This window comes from Antarctobacter heliothermus (assembly GCF_900188425.1).
In the GTDB taxonomy this organism is placed as follows: domain Bacteria; phylum Pseudomonadota; class Alphaproteobacteria; order Rhodobacterales; family Rhodobacteraceae; genus Antarctobacter; species Antarctobacter heliothermus.
This window is the reverse complement of the sequence record NZ_FZON01000010.1, coordinates 16452-30529: the sequence shown is the minus strand read 5'-3', so window position 1 is coordinate 30529 and position 14078 is coordinate 16452. Positions and strand designations below refer to the sequence as shown.

At 64.3% G+C, this 14078-nt stretch carries 12 protein-coding genes; 10 read left to right on the top strand and 2 right to left on the bottom strand.

The features are described from left to right. Positions 1–42: 42 nt before the first annotated feature. The 10 genes from CHB90_RS07235 to CHB90_RS07190 all read left to right on the top strand — a co-directional run bounded on the left by CHB90_RS07235 (position 43) and on the right by CHB90_RS07190 (position 11316). A complete protein-coding gene (locus tag CHB90_RS07235; protein ID WP_089277194.1) occupies positions 43–927 on the top strand; it encodes a DUF2163 domain-containing protein in 885 nt (294 codons plus the stop codon). Further along, on the top strand, positions 927–1367 hold the full coding sequence (locus tag CHB90_RS07230) for an NlpC/P60 family protein (protein ID WP_089277193.1): 441 nt from the start codon (positions 927–929) through the stop codon (positions 1365–1367). The genes CHB90_RS07235 and CHB90_RS07230 overlap by 1 nt, the downstream gene beginning before the upstream one ends. Positions 1368–1377: 10 nt before the next feature. Then, complete coding sequence (locus CHB90_RS07225; RefSeq protein ID WP_089277192.1) at positions 1378–5376, top strand: baseplate multidomain protein megatron; 3999 nt, start codon at positions 1378–1380, stop codon at positions 5374–5376. Positions 5377–5386: 10 nt separating this feature from the next. Next, entirely contained in the window at positions 5387–7312 is a 1926-nt protein-coding gene (locus CHB90_RS07220; RefSeq protein WP_089277191.1) for a DUF2793 domain-containing protein, read from the top strand. 16 nt (positions 7313–7328) lie between these two features. Beyond that, positions 7329–7637: a hypothetical protein gene (locus CHB90_RS07215; protein WP_089277190.1), complete on the top strand. Its 309-nt coding sequence runs from the start codon at positions 7329–7331 to the stop codon at positions 7635–7637. Between the two features lie 73 nt (positions 7638–7710). Next, positions 7711–8385 (top strand): YcbK family protein, encoded by a 675-nt coding sequence (locus CHB90_RS07210; protein ID WP_089277189.1) that lies wholly within the window; start codon positions 7711–7713, stop codon positions 8383–8385. After that, positions 8385–8642, top strand: coding sequence for a hypothetical protein (locus CHB90_RS07205; protein WP_089277188.1), 258 nt, complete (start codon positions 8385–8387; stop codon positions 8640–8642). The genes CHB90_RS07210 and CHB90_RS07205 overlap by 1 nt, the downstream gene beginning before the upstream one ends. An 837-nt stretch (positions 8643–9479) precedes the next feature. Then, positions 9480–9746, top strand: coding sequence for a spike base protein, RCAP_Rcc01079 family (locus CHB90_RS07200; RefSeq protein WP_089277187.1), 267 nt, complete (start codon positions 9480–9482; stop codon positions 9744–9746). Then, the gene (locus tag CHB90_RS07195; RefSeq protein ID WP_089277186.1) at positions 9743–10927 is read left to right on the top strand and encodes a hypothetical protein; all 1185 of its coding nucleotides are present in this window, start codon (positions 9743–9745) and stop codon (positions 10925–10927) included. The genes CHB90_RS07200 and CHB90_RS07195 overlap by 4 nt, the downstream gene beginning before the upstream one ends. Further along, positions 10924–11316 (top strand): hypothetical protein, encoded by a 393-nt coding sequence (locus CHB90_RS07190; protein ID WP_089277185.1) that lies wholly within the window; start codon positions 10924–10926, stop codon positions 11314–11316. The genes CHB90_RS07195 and CHB90_RS07190 overlap by 4 nt, the downstream gene beginning before the upstream one ends. On the opposite strand, the gene CHB90_RS07185 is transcribed toward CHB90_RS07190, so the two are convergent. Both CHB90_RS07185 and CHB90_RS07180 read right to left on the bottom strand, forming a co-directional pair. Next, the gene (locus CHB90_RS07185; RefSeq protein WP_212591577.1) at positions 11292–12494 is read right to left on the bottom strand and encodes a glycosyltransferase family 4 protein; all 1203 of its coding nucleotides are present in this window, start codon (positions 12492–12494) and stop codon (positions 11292–11294) included. The two genes, CHB90_RS07190 and CHB90_RS07185, sit on opposite strands and share 25 nt — an antisense overlap. Further along, positions 12482–14071, bottom strand: a complete 1590-nt coding sequence (locus CHB90_RS07180) for a heparinase II/III family protein (protein ID WP_245823190.1) — start codon at positions 14069–14071, stop codon at positions 12482–12484. Before CHB90_RS07180 ends, CHB90_RS07185 begins: the two co-directional genes overlap by 13 nt. Positions 14072–14078 lie beyond the last annotated feature (7 nt).

Genomic DNA, 14078 nt, shown 5'->3' with positions numbered 1-14078 from the left:
AGACAACAGCTTTACATTTCAACTACGGAACGGACGTAAAGAATGAAAGCCCTCTCCCCTGCGCTACAGGCCCATCTCGATGATGGCACCACCACCCTGTCCTGGTGCTGGAGGATTTCGCGCGCGGACGGCGTGGCACTGGGCTTCACCGATCATGATCGCGCCCTCGCTTTTGATGGCACCTACTTTGAACCTGAAAGCGGATTTGCCGCCTCGGAAATCCGCGCTGGCTCTGATCTGGCGGTTGATGCGCAAGATGCCACCGGCGTGCTGACCTCGGACCGGATCACGGAAACTGATATTCTCGATGGGCGCTGGGACAATGCCGCTGTGGAGCTTTGGCGGGTGAACTGGGCCGATACGAGCCAGCGGGTGTTGCTGCGCCGGGGTGCGGTCGGGCAAATCCGGCGCGGGCGCATGGCTTTTGTGGCAGAGGTGCGCAGCCTCGCCCATGTGCTGGGCCAGACGGTTGGGCGGACGTTTCAGGCGGGGTGCGACGCCCGCTTGGGCGATGCGCGCTGCGGCATCGACCTGGAAAACGCCGTCTACAAGGGTACGGGCGTTGTCACCGACACCTTGCGCGAACGGGCCTTCATGGCCTCAGGGCTGTCCGGGTTTGACGCTGGATGGTTCACTTCCGGCACAATTACCTGGACGAGCGGCGCGAACGCGGGGCGGGTCACCGAGGTGCTGGGACACGGGCTGGACGGCAGCATCGTCACCCTGACCCTGCTGGAAGCGCCAGTGCGCGCCATCGCCGAAGGCGACAGTTTCATCGCCCGCGCGGGTTGCGACAAGCGCATCGCGACCTGCAGCGCCAAATTCGCGAATATCTCAAATTTCAGAGGCTTTCCCAACATCCCCGGCCAAGATGCGGTGCTGCGTTATGCCAGCCAAGACGGCGGCCACGAAGGAGGCGTTTTGTGATGATCGCCGATGCAGCACTCGTTGTCGCGGCTGCCCGCTCCTGGCTCGGCACGCCGTATCATGACCAAGCCAGCCTGCGCGGTGTCGGCTGCGATTGCCTCGGCCTCGCGCGCGGCGTCTGGCGCGAGGTGGTGGGCGATGAGCCGTTCCCGATCCCACCCTATAGCCGGGATTGGGGCGAGACCGGCCCGCGAGAGGTGCTTGCCGAAGGCGCGCGCCAGATGATGCCGGAGATCGCTCCCTTAAACGCCAGTTCCGGCGCGTTGCTGCTGTTCCGGATGGCCCCACGCGCCATCGCCAAGCATGTCGGCATTCTCACCAGCGCTAACATCTTTATCCATGCCTATGAACGGCTGGGCGTCGTCGAGGAAGTCCTGACCCCGGCATGGCGACGGCGCATTGCCTTTGCTTTCGTGTTTCCGCTCCCCAGCAGCATCTGAGATTTTCATTATGGCAACTCTTGTTCTCGGCGCCGTCGGCTCCGCGATTGGCGGCGCATTTGGCGGGGCCATCCTCGGCTTTTCCGGCGCAGCGATCGGCGGTTTTATCGGCTCGACCATCGGGTCGGTGGTCGACAGTTGGATCGTCTCGTCCCTAGCCCCGGCCCAACGGATCGAGGGCGCGCGGCTCGACAGTCTGCGCATCACATCCTCGACTGAAGGTGCTGTGATCCCGCGCCTGTTCGGCCGCATGCGCATTGGCGGCAACATCATCTGGGCCACGGATTTTCGCGAGGTGATCAAGACCACCAGTCAGGGCGGTGGGAAAGGCCTTGGTCCGAAGGTCAGAACCACGGAATACCTCTATTATTCCTCCTTCGCCGTGGCGCTCTGCGAGGGCGAGATCACCGGCATTGGCCGTGTCTGGGCCGACGGCAAGGCCATGGACATGACCGGCGTCACCTGGCGCTGGTATCCCGGAGACGAGGCGCAAAGCCCTGATCCGTTCATTTCGGCCAAGATGGGGGTGGTCAACACCCCCGCCTATCGTGGCACCGCCTATGTTGTGTTTGAGGAACTCGATCTGAGCCCCTTCGGCAACCGCCTGCCACAGATCAGTTTTGAGGTATTCCGGCCGCTGGCCGATGCTGACACCGCCGAGGGGTTAGTCAAGGCTGTGACGCTGATCCCGGCCTCGGGCGAGTTCAGCTATGCCACCGTGCCCGTCAAAAAGACCAGCGGCGGCACGACCATCGGCTTTGGTCAGCCCTCGGGCGGCACAACGGTTGCCGAGAACCTGAATGCGATCATCGATACCGCCGATATTGTTGTGGCGCTGGATCGGCTGCAGGCCATGGCCCCGGCGGTGGAAAGTGTGTCGCTGGTGGTGGCCTGGTTCGGCGATGACCTGCGCGCGGGCAGTTGCAAGGTACGTCCGGGCGTCGAGGTTGCCGCGAAGACAACAACGCCGTCGCCGTGGTCCGTGAACGGTGTCGCACGCGCAGATGCATTCTTGGTGAGCCGTGATCCCGAGGATCGTCCCGTCTACGGCGGAACGCCAGCCGACTTTGCTGTGGTGCAGGCTATCCATGAGATGAAGGCGCGCGGGCTTCGTGTGACCTTTTATCCCTTCATCCTGATGGACGTGCCGCCCGGCAATACCAAGCCGAACCCCTATAGCGCCGATGCCGCCACCTTGGGCCAGCCCACTTTCCCTTGGCGCGGGCGCATCACCTGCTCGCCAGCCGCAGGTTTCGCCGGTTCGGTGGATAAGGCCGCCCCGGCCGCCACGCAGGTCGCGGCGCTGTTCGGCGCTGCCAGCCCGGCGCAATTCGCGGTATCGGGCGAGAGCGTCAGCTGGACCGGCCCTGTCGGGGAATGGTCGCTGCGCCGGATGATCCTGCACTATGCGCATCTGTGCAAAGCCGCCGGGGGCGTGGACGCCTTCCTGATCGGGTCGGAAATGCCCGGCCTGACCACGATCCGCTCGGGCGCCAGCACCTACCCCTCAGTCACCGCCTTCAAATCGCTCGCTGCCGATGTGCGCACGATCCTCGGCGTTGGGACCAAGATCGGCTATGCGTCCGATTGGTCGGAATACTTCGGCCACCATCCTGCCGACGGCTCGGGCGACGTGTTCTTCCACCTCGACCCACTCTGGTCGGACGCCAACATCGACGTCATCGGCATCGATAATTACATGCCGTTGTCGGACTGGCGCGACGGCTTTGATCACGCTGACGCCGCGCTGGCCTCAGCGATCTATGACCGTGCCTATCTACAATCCAACATCACCGGTGGCGAGGGGTTTGACTGGTTCTACGCCAGCCCTGCCGACCGGTCCGCGCAGATCAGAACGCCCATCACCGATGCTGGCGCGGGCAAACCATGGGTATTCCGCTTCAAGGATCTGCGCGCCTGGTGGTCAAACGCCCACTACAATCGTCCGGGTGGCGGTGAGAGCGGCGCGCCCACCGCATGGGTGCCGCAGTCAAAGCCGATCTGGTTCACGGAACTCGGCTGCCCGGCGATTGATCGCGGCACCAACCAGCCGAACGTGTTCTTCGACCCGAAGTCGTCAGAAAGCTACACGCCCTACTTCTCACGCGGCTGGCGGGACGATGCGATCCAGCGGGCCTATCTCGAAGCGACCTACCTGTTTTGGTCAGCACCAGCCAACAACCCTGTGTCGGGCGTGACCGGCGCGCGCATGGTCAACGTTCCGGAATGCGCGGCCTGGACCTGGGACGCGCGGCCTTATCCTTTCTTTCCCGGCCTGACCGATGTCTGGACCGATGGCCCCAACTGGCGGCGCGGGCACTGGCTGACCGGTCGGCTCGGTGCGGTGTCGCTTGCAGCGCTGGTGCGGCACCTTTGTTTTCGGGCCGGAATGCCGGAGACACAAATCGACGTGACCGGCCTCTGGGGTGCGGTCGAGGGCTATGTGATTTCCGCGCTGGAAGCCCCGCGCGCATCGATCTCGACGCTGGCCCGGCATTTCGGCTTCGATGCCATGGAGAGCGAAGGGCGCATCAAGTTCCTGATGCGGGGGCGGATCGCAAGTGCCACGGTCACACCCGACAGCATGGTCGCGCCCGCTTCCGCACAGGGCGATGTGATGGAACTGACCCGCGCACAGGAAACCGAACTGCCGCAGGCCTTGAAGTGGCAAGTCGCTCGGGCGGATGAGGATTATGACGCGGCACAGGTCGAAGCGCGGCGGATCACCGTCGACACCACGCGCATCGCCTCGGAAAGCTTCCCGATGGCGGTGCCCCCCGAAGAAGCCGAACGGCGCTGCCGCCGCGCGCTGATGGAGGCTTGGGTCGGCCGGGAAACTGCGGTGTTCCGACTGCCGCCGTCACGTCTGGCATTGGATCCCTGCGATGTGATCCTGCTCGATCACGATGGCCGCCTGACAGAAATGCGGCTGGTCTCGATTGCAGACTCCGACCTGCGCAGCATCGACGCCGTGCGCCAGGACCGTGCCGTTTATGATCTGCCGCCCGGCGATCCTCGCCCGGCCACGCTCGCAACGCCAACGGTATTCGGCTCACCCGATGTCGTGTTGTTGGATCTGCCACAACTGCGCGAAGATCAACCTGCGCATCGTCCCTTTGTCGCCGCCCATGCAAAGCCGTGGCCGGGCGCAATCGCCGTCTATCGCAGCGCCGCGACAGATGGTTTTGCGCTGCTGACCACGTCTCAGTCGCGGGCGCGCATGGGTGTGCTGGTGGCAGATTTCTTTGCTGGGCCGGTGTCGCGCTTCGATCTGGGCAATGCGCTGGTGGTCGATCTGTTCTCGGGCACGCTGGAAAGCGTCACGGACATCACCTTGCTGGGCGGATCGAACGCGCTGGCCGTGGAAACCGGCGCTGGGCAGTGGGAGATCGTCCAGGCGGGATCGGCTGAGTTGATCGCACCCGGCCGATATCGCCTGTCCCGCCTCCTGCGCGGGCAGCGTGGAACCGAAGGGGCGATGGTCAGAATGGTGCCGACCGGCGCGCGAGTCGTTGTGCTCGACACGGCGCTTGCATCGCTGCCAATCAGCGAGGCCGACCTCGGCTTGCCATGGAACTGGCGCAGTGGCCCAGCCTCGCGTCCGGTCAGCGATGAAACCTTTGTTGCCACCAGTTTCACCCCCGAGGGCGCTGGGCTCCGGCCGTTTTCGGTCGCGCATGTCGAGCAGCCGTGGCGCACCGCCCGCAGCCCCGGCGATCTGACCATTCGCTGGACGCGCCGGTCGCGATCCCTGGCCGCTGACACCTGGGGCATGGGCGATGTGCCGCTGGCTGAGGACTTTGAGGCATATCAGGTCGACATTCTGGACGGGTCAGTTGTCAAGCGTTCCTTGACGACTGCAACGACTAGCGTCCTTTACACCACCGCCCAGCAGACCGCCGATTGGGGCGCCCCCCTCGGGCCCGGCCAATTCCTCGCCATCCGCATCTATCAGCTCTCGGCCCTGATCGGCCGGGGCGCTGGGCGGTCTGTCACGCTCACATTCTGAAAGCAGGATCATGTCCGACATCACCACCCATCTTCTGCTGCCTTATATTCTGGCATCGCAGGCCCAGAAGCATGTCACCCACAATGAGGCGCTGCGCCTGCTGGACGCCATGGTGCAACTGTCGGTCCTCGACCGAACCCGCACCGCCCCACCTGCCAGCCCGACCGATGGTGACCGGCACATCGTGGCGTCGGGCGCGACCGGTCTCTGGTCGGGCTGGGACTTGAACGTGGCCTTCTGGGTCGATGGCGTCTGGATGCAGCTGGTGCCGCGCCCGGGCTGGCTGGCATGGATCGCGGCAGAACAGATGTTTCTGGTCTGGAACGGCAGCGCCTGGGATCCGGTTGGCGAACCGGTGGATGTTCCTGACAGCGTCTTCAGCCTCGTAAACACCGCCGATCCGACAAAGCGGGCGACATTCTCGCTGTCGGGGATCAGCACCGGGACAACCCGCACCTTCACGCTGCCGAACACCTCGTCGGAACTGGCGATCCTCGCGGGCACCCAGACGTTCAGCGGCAACAAGACCTTTTCGGGCACGCTGACGGCCTCAGGCACTGTCACAGTTTCGGCGGCGGCGGCCACCATCGGCACGGCAACAACGACCTCCACCTACGGCATGGGCACAGGAGCCACGACCACCGGCGTCACCAAGACCTTGAACCTCGGCACTGGCGGGGCGAATGGATCCACGACTGTCATCAACATTGGGTCCGCCACGGCAGGCGCGGGCGGCACGACCGTGGTGAACTCGCCCAATGTCACCTTCGCCAACGCCGTCACGCAGGTTGGAATGCCCCAAGCAAACTTGACCGCCCAGCTGCTCGGACTCGGCGGGGCCACAGCCGACAGCTACAACCGCCTGTCGATGAACACCCCTGCCGTGCTGCTGAACAACGCAGGCGCAGGGATCGAGGCGACCGTCAACAAGGCCGCCGCCGGGAATGACGCGGCCTTCGCCTTCAAGACGGGATTTTCCGCCCGCGCCCTGACCGGCCTCTTGGGCAACGACGATTTCAGCTTCAAGGTCAGCCCGAACGGCTCGACCTTTTTTGACGCGATGCGGATCGACCACACATCTGGCCGGGTCGAACTGCCCGAGCCGCTGGTGATCCCCGCCCTGCCCGCCGCGCCCGATCCACCACCAGCAGGCAAGTTGGCTGTCTATGCACGCGACCGCGCCGGGGCCGGATGGCTGGATGTGCAGCGCCCCTCGGGCCGGTTCTTTCCGCTGCAGCCGCATTTCGGGGTCAACCGGATCGCGACATGGGCCCCGTCGACCAGCACCACCGTCAACACCAACGGTATGCCCCGCACCGCCGTCGGCACTGTTGCCACGCCGACACTGACTACCACCAACCTGTCATCCAGCATGCGGCGCTGGCGGGTGACCAGTGCGGCAACCGTTGATGCGGTGGCCGAGGAACGCTCGGCGGGTTGGGTCTGCTGGCGCGGCAATGTCGCTGGTTTGGGTGGTTGGAACTACGTCAACCGCCTGTCGCTGACCGCTTTGCAGGCAACTGGAATGGGGTTTTTCGGGCTTTATGGATCAATCTCGGCGTTGGCGACCACCCTGACGCTGGCCACAGTGCTGAACTGCATCGGCATCGGCTTCCAGCGCGGCACCCACACCAACTGGCAGTTGGTGCGCAACGATGGCTCCGGCGCCCCAAGCCTGACCGACCTCGGTGCCAGCTTCCCGGTGAACAGCCTGACCAACGTGCTGACGCTCTACATCGCAGCCGCACCAAACGGGTCGGATATCGGCGTGCGGGTGGTCGAAGAAGTCAGCGGAGCGGCGGTGGAGTTCACCATAACCACCGACATGCCCGCTGCCACCCAACTGCTCAGCCCGCGAAACTACATGAACACTGGCGCAACGGCGGCGGCGGTCGCCTACGACTGCTCCGGTGTCTACGTCGAGACCGATTACTGAACCCAAGGACATCCCCATGACAGAACGAACCACCCTGATGCAGGAGGTCGGCGCGGCCTTCCGCGACAACGGACTGACCGCCGCCATCACCGCGTTGATCGGCGGTTTCATCGCGCTCCTTGCCGCTGTTACGCGCCGCGCCTTCACCAATGACGCGATGCTGTTGCGGCTGGACCGCGAGCTGCTAACCGAGCGCGACCGCGTGGACCGCCAGCGCGCTGAAGACCGCAAGGGCGATGCCGACCGGCTAGAGCGCATCGAGACGGATATCCGCGCCATGCGGGATCTGATGCTCATAGCGTTCCAGCGCAGCCGCACCGACTGACCGAGACCAAATCACCCTGCTGATCCACCCCACCCGCCCCCGAGGCGGGTTTTGCATTTCTGGAGAACCATCAATGCCGACCACAACCTATGCCCATTTCCGTGACGTGCCCGAGAGCGCCTGGCGCTGGCCGAGCTTTTCCCCGGCCGAAATTGCCTGCCGCGGCACCGGGGCGATCAAGATCAACACCGAGGCCATGGACAAGCTGCAGTCCTTGCGCAACCGGCTGGGCAAACCGCTGATCGTCCGTTCCGCCTATCGCAGCCCCAGCCACAATCGCGCCGTTGGCGGGGCCCCGGCCTCCAAGCACATGCAGGGCACGGCGTTTGATATTGCCATGTCGAACCACGATCCGATTGCGTTTGCGGAAGCCGCCCGCGCGGTGGGTTTCCTTGGCTTCGGCACCTATCCCCGCTCCGGCTTCATACATATCGATCTGGGTCCGGCGCGCAGTTGGGGCGAGCAGTTTCCAGTGCGCGAAGTTCCGTTTGTGACGGAGATACGCCCAGCGCGCGAGGCCATCGCGCAAAGCCGCACCCTGCGCGGCACCGGGGCCGCGGGCGTGGCAACAGTTGGCGCAGCCGGGGTCGAGCTCGCACAGGAGGTACTAGCTGAGGCACAGGGTGCGGTTCTGCCACTGGTGCCGTATCTCGACACCCTGCGCTGGCTGTTCATTACACTGGCGCTCGGCGGGATCGCTGTCGCCGTCTGGGCGCGGATCGATGACTGGAAGAAGGACCTGCGCTGATGTGGGGCACATTCGCGGTCGGGCTGCTGGCCCGGCCATGGGCGCGGCAAGCGGCAGGGTTTGCCCTCGCCGCACTCACCATCACCCTGTTCATCCTCAACCTTCGCCGTACGGCCGAGCGCGCCGGCCGCGCCGCCGAGCGGATCGACCGACTGGAGCGTCACGATGCCGTTCACCGCCAGATGTTGGACGCGGCCGCGCGCCGCCCTCGCAGCCGCGACGATCTTCTTGACCGCCTGCGCGGCGGGGAGTTCTGACACCCCGCGGCGAGCCTGCCCACCCGTGGTGGAGTACAGCCGGGCCGAGCAGGCGCGCGTCGCACAGGAAATGGCGGTGCTGCCGGAGGAGGCCGTGATTGCTGAATGGCTGGCGGATTATGCCGTGCTGCGCGCGCAGGCTCGGGCATGCAGATCCCAACGTGCAAGCCGCTGAATCTCGACTAGACTGCCCAAAACCTGCGTTCCGTCACTCTTCTCGATTGTCATCGAATCCCCACGGTTCGGAAAAATGACTATCAATTTCCCTGATATCTATCCGATATATGCGGACAAGGCCAAACTGGCAGAACCACCGCCTCCTTGAATAGGTCGTGCCATGAAAATCGGATCGACGATCAGCCCGGCAGCGCTTCACCCGCGTACTTTCGAATTTCTACAAATCATTCAGGGTCCGCTTCGCCGATTTCAATCTGACGGGTTTCACGTAAAAGCCATTTCTCGACTGCCGCAGTAGTCTGCTCGACCGATCGCGGCTTGCGCTGCGCGCATTCCCATATCGTTGCCACGCACCATCCATCGGCCAACAACGTAACGCGTAATGCACGATCGCGTCTGACATTCGCGGCAAACTTCTCGGCCCAGAGATCGGCGCGGGTCGCGGGCGTCGTCGAATAGCAACAGCCTTCGTGACGGTGCCAGAAGCAGCCTTGCACTAAGCTGACGGCCCGGCCGCCTGCAAGGATCAGAAAGGCACGCTGCGCGAACGCAAGTCGCTCTTGCAGGTTACGGCGAGGTTAACGGAACGGACGCCCGGTTCTTCGGTTCGTCACGTCTGTTCGGCAGACTGGCCCCTCGGATTAACCTGGAGGACCCGGAATGAATAACCCGTTTCATAACCGAATCAGCAGCCTGACAGGGCCTGCCCGCGATGTCGTGCCCGTCGTCCCGAACGATGGCACCGACCTGGCGACGGTGGCGGTAGCGCTCTATGTCGAGACGGGCGGCACCCTGTCACTTGTGACAGTGGCCGGCAACACCCGGTCGCTGATCGTGCCGGACTTCACGATCCTGCCGGTCGGCGTGATGCGGGTCCGCGCGACCGGAACCACGGCTGCGGGGATCCATGCGCTGGTGCTGGGATGAAGCTGGTTCGAGATCTTTCTCTGACCGGTCGCGGCCTCCGGATCGGGCGCCCCTATTCGCCGCTCCAGCTCTTCGAGAGCGGTGCAGCGGGCGTCTGGTTCGATCCCTCCGATCTGTCGACCTTGTATCAAGACGCGGCCGGAAGCACCCCTGTCACGGGGCATGAACAACCGGTCGGGCTGATGCTGGACAAGAGCCGCGGGCTCGGCCTCGGCCCTGAGCTTGCAGAAGCCTTGCCAACGCCCTTGATCTCGAACGCCGGCGGCTCAGTCGGCGCCTACGACCCAATCACGCGTACGATGACGAACCCGACACTGGGCACGGAAAACGGATACCCACGGTTCAGGTTTGCGGTGGGCCTGGTTGCCGGAAAACGATACCGCATCGCTGGCGTGGTATCCGGCGACCTTTCCAGATTGATCGGAATACGCCTGCACACCTCAGGAGGCATCAACGATGTTCCTTTCAACCCGACGACAGGCGTTTTCGACGCGCGGCAAGTGGCTGCGGCGGATGTGATTGATTTTCGGTTCGAAAACTCCGCTGCGGCTGCCGTCAGTATTGTCTCCATCTCTGTGCGCGAATTGCCGGGTGCACATGCCGCCCAGCCCATCAGCGCCAGGCGACCGACCTATCAGACAGCGGATAGCCTGAACTGGTTGAATTTCGATGGAATCGACGATTTGCTGCTGACCCCTTCGGTGAGCTTGAGCGCTACCTCTCGGTTGAGCCTGTTCGCCGGGGTCCGCAAGCCGAGCGATGCGGTGCGCGGCGTGGTCGTGAACCAGATCGCGCACGGGGCGCGGTCCTTCGCGCTCTATGCCCCGTCTTCGGGCGGGTCGCCCAATTTCGCAGCAACTGCCGGAAACACGACTTTGGTCAATGCCATGGTCACCAGCGCCGCGCCGATCACAACCGTGCTGGAGGCGACGCATGACATCGGTGCAAGCGCCGCGCAGGGCCTGTCAGTCAATGGCGGCACTCCCGCTGTCGTAACTGGCGGAACTGGTGCAGCCTCGACATTTCAGGATGGAGCGCTCGGCATCGGCGGTTTCGTGACCGGCGAACGCTGGTTCAACGGCCGTCTCTACGGTCTGGTCGTCCGCGGAGCTGAAACGAGCGCCTTCGCAAGCAGCAACACCACGCGCTTCATGGCGGCAAAAATAGGAGTCAGCCTATGAGATACACGATTGCCGTTCACGAAAGCCTGATCGAGCAGGCAAACAACCTCGCGGCGTTCATTGGCGCGGGCCCCGAGGATATGCAGACCTTCGGCGCGTCGCCTTGGCGAAATTCTGAGGGGGCAGCCTTTGCGCTGGCCAGTTTTGTCGGCCCGTCCGACCTGCCTTCGGCGCTCAAAACGAGCCTTGCGCGCCCGGACTGGGACGTCGACGGCCTTGTCGATCTAGGGGCTGCGACCGCCGCCTTGGCAGTTCTGGATCTGCCGGATCCCGAAACCGCATCCGCGCCAATGGCCACCAAGGGCCGGATCGCCGTTGTCCCCCGGATGGAGGGCCCCGCTGCCATTTCGGCGCTGGGTCTGAGCTATCCCAAGGAGGAGGAGGACTGACCGGATGCCAACACGTCGTCTGCCATGACCGACATGATTGTGCGGCGGGCGTAGCGGTGACGAAAGCCCGCGCGCTCGATCTGCGGCGCCTGTGTCAGCAGCCGCTCGACGCGGGTGCGCATCGCAGCGGCATCGCAGGGCGCAAAGACCTCGGCGTCCGGGAGTTCGGCGGCTACGAAATCGGCAGCATGGCCGGCGATCCCGGCAAGGATCGGCCTTCCGGTCGCGGCATACTCGAACAGTTTCGAGGGCAAGACCTTGCAGAACGCGTCCAGATCGTTGAGGTGGAGGAACAGGATATCCGCCTCGCGATACTGGGCGATCAAGTTTGAGCGGGAGACTGGTGGAAGCAACTCGACATTCGTCACGCCCTGCGCCATCAGGGCGGCTTCGAGGTCACGTCGCTTTCCGCCATCGCCGATCAATCGAAAACGCACCCGCCCTTCAAGTGCCTTGGCGACCAGAGGTACGATTCTATGTAACCCCTGCCCCTCGCCCATGTTCCCGGCATAAAGGATCAGCGGGAGGCCGTCGCGCGCAGGCGGCACCGCGAAATCCTCGGCCAGGAATATGTCGTCGATCCCATTGGTGAAGCAGGATACGGGAACACCAGGTGCAACCGTCTGGATGTGCGGCAGGAACCCTTCGGACACCACATTGATGCGGCGCGCGGCCCGGAACGCCCGCCGCTCGATTTGTCGGAAGACCGGAAGCAGCAGCTTGAGCGGGCTTCTGGCCAGCAGTTCGTCCATGTTCAAGGTGAACAGGTCGCGGATATCGAGATAGAGCGGTGCATCCATACGGCGGGCCACATGGGCGCCGAGCCCCGCGGTCATCAGGCGCGACGAGGTCGCAAAGACCAGGTCCCAGCTCCGCCCCCGGGTCAGGCGTCGCACCGCCAGCGCATAACGCACATAGGCGCGCGCCTGGTCGCCCATGCCGCCCTTGTGCGCGGGCAACGCGATTCGATGAATACGCAGCCAGCCACGATCTTCGTATTCCGGGGCCTCGGTCTGGTGGCTGGCATAGCGGTTGGGGCGGGTGGTGATGAGGTCCACCTCGAGCCCCTGCGCGGCATGGGGCTCCAGCGCTTCGACGAAAGCCTGCATGCGGAATGATCCCGCACTGAGATCCGGGGTAAAGTAGTTCGACAGGATTAGCAGTTTCATTCTTTCCATCTCAGCATGGTTTCGACGGTAATCGGCAGTGCGGACTGTGCCTTGATGTGGGTCGCGTAAGCTGACATGGAACGCCCGAATTCCGGGTGCCAACTGGACGGCACCACATCGACCGCTCCATTCCGAACCGAGAGCACGGCCAGCACCGCGTCGGCTTGCGTCCGTATCTCGACCTCGGACTGATCAAGCTGAACCGGAACCAAACCTGGCGCCAGATGAAAGATCACTTCGACCAGGTGCTCCCCGCGCCCTTCGATGCGGTCTTGCAGGATCAGCGCGTCGTCGCCCAGTTCCCATGTCCGGCGATGCACGGGCGATCCGGGCAGATGGCGGTAGCCGTCATGCGCCCCCGTCGCGATCAGCACGCCGCCCTCATCGCGCAGGTCGATGTCAAAGGGCCTGGCCCGGCGGCCGACACGGAAACCCGACCAGACCTCAGAGGAATCCCGCCCGCCAATGACAACTGTCGAATGCGCCGCCGTGCTGCGCTGGCGCAGCCGTTCAGGGCCGAGGCCGTAAACGGAGGTGCCGGAATTTACGATCACCCGCCGCCCGTGCAGCGACAACTCGAAGCTCAGGGTGTCAGCATGAGCATGCCCGGGCAGATAATCCGGTCCGATCCGCGCAAGATCGGCGATCAGCACCACCAGGCCGCGCTTGAGCCGGACATACCCCGAGTCGGGCAGATGGAGCAGGTCGGGGAGAGGGGGCGGTGCCGGAAAGCCGAGTTTCTCCGCATAGGCGAGAAGCTGGTCCGTCGTCGGGGCGATGCCGATGGCAGTGTCGTTGAAGAAGGCCAGATCGCCATCGGGCTGGGTCATCGTCACCAGCCAGCGCAGCATCGACGGCACATGCGCGCCCCAGGCTTCGGCCAGATCTTCGCGGCCGAAGGCGCGGGCGATGTTGACCAGATCGAGCAAGTCCTCGACCGCAAGCGCGTGATACATCGGGCTGAGTTCGAACTGGCCGCCATCGCGCAGGATCTGTTCGGGGATTTCGCGGGCGAGGATCTCGGTGCCCTTGGCCAGCCATCGCGCAGCCTCACGTCCGTCGTAATGGAGCCCGGCGAAGACCAGCGCCTTGGCATTGGCAAAAAGGTGATTGCCCAGCAGGTGCCACTCTAATCGACGCATCAACCAGCGGGTCTGGATCGCCAGGCTGCGTCGCGCCGTGTCATCGAGGCTGTTACCGGCCAGTCCCCATTTCACCCAGTTCACGATCCGAAGCGAGGTCGGATAGGGTTCCCATCCAGTGCCACGCCCCGGCGGATTGGCCGCGATCCAGTCGTCGATCAGCGCCGTATGCCATGCGCCACGCTTGACTGCGCTGACGGCATTCAAGTCGTCAAAGTAATGTTGGTTATAGCGCCAGAGCTTGGCCTTGGCGGGATCGTCCCAGCCATGCGCGGCCAGCGTGCCGTCTTCGTTCAGGAGCCGGAACGCCCCCGGGCCGGTCAGGGCTGGCGCACGGCAGGCCGGTGGCTGCCACGGCCCCGAAATCGGCCGGAGGCTCGGCGCCGGAGACAGGTCCGGTCGCGGGCGAGACAGACGAAACCACAGACGGCCGTAGACCTGCACGGGCCGA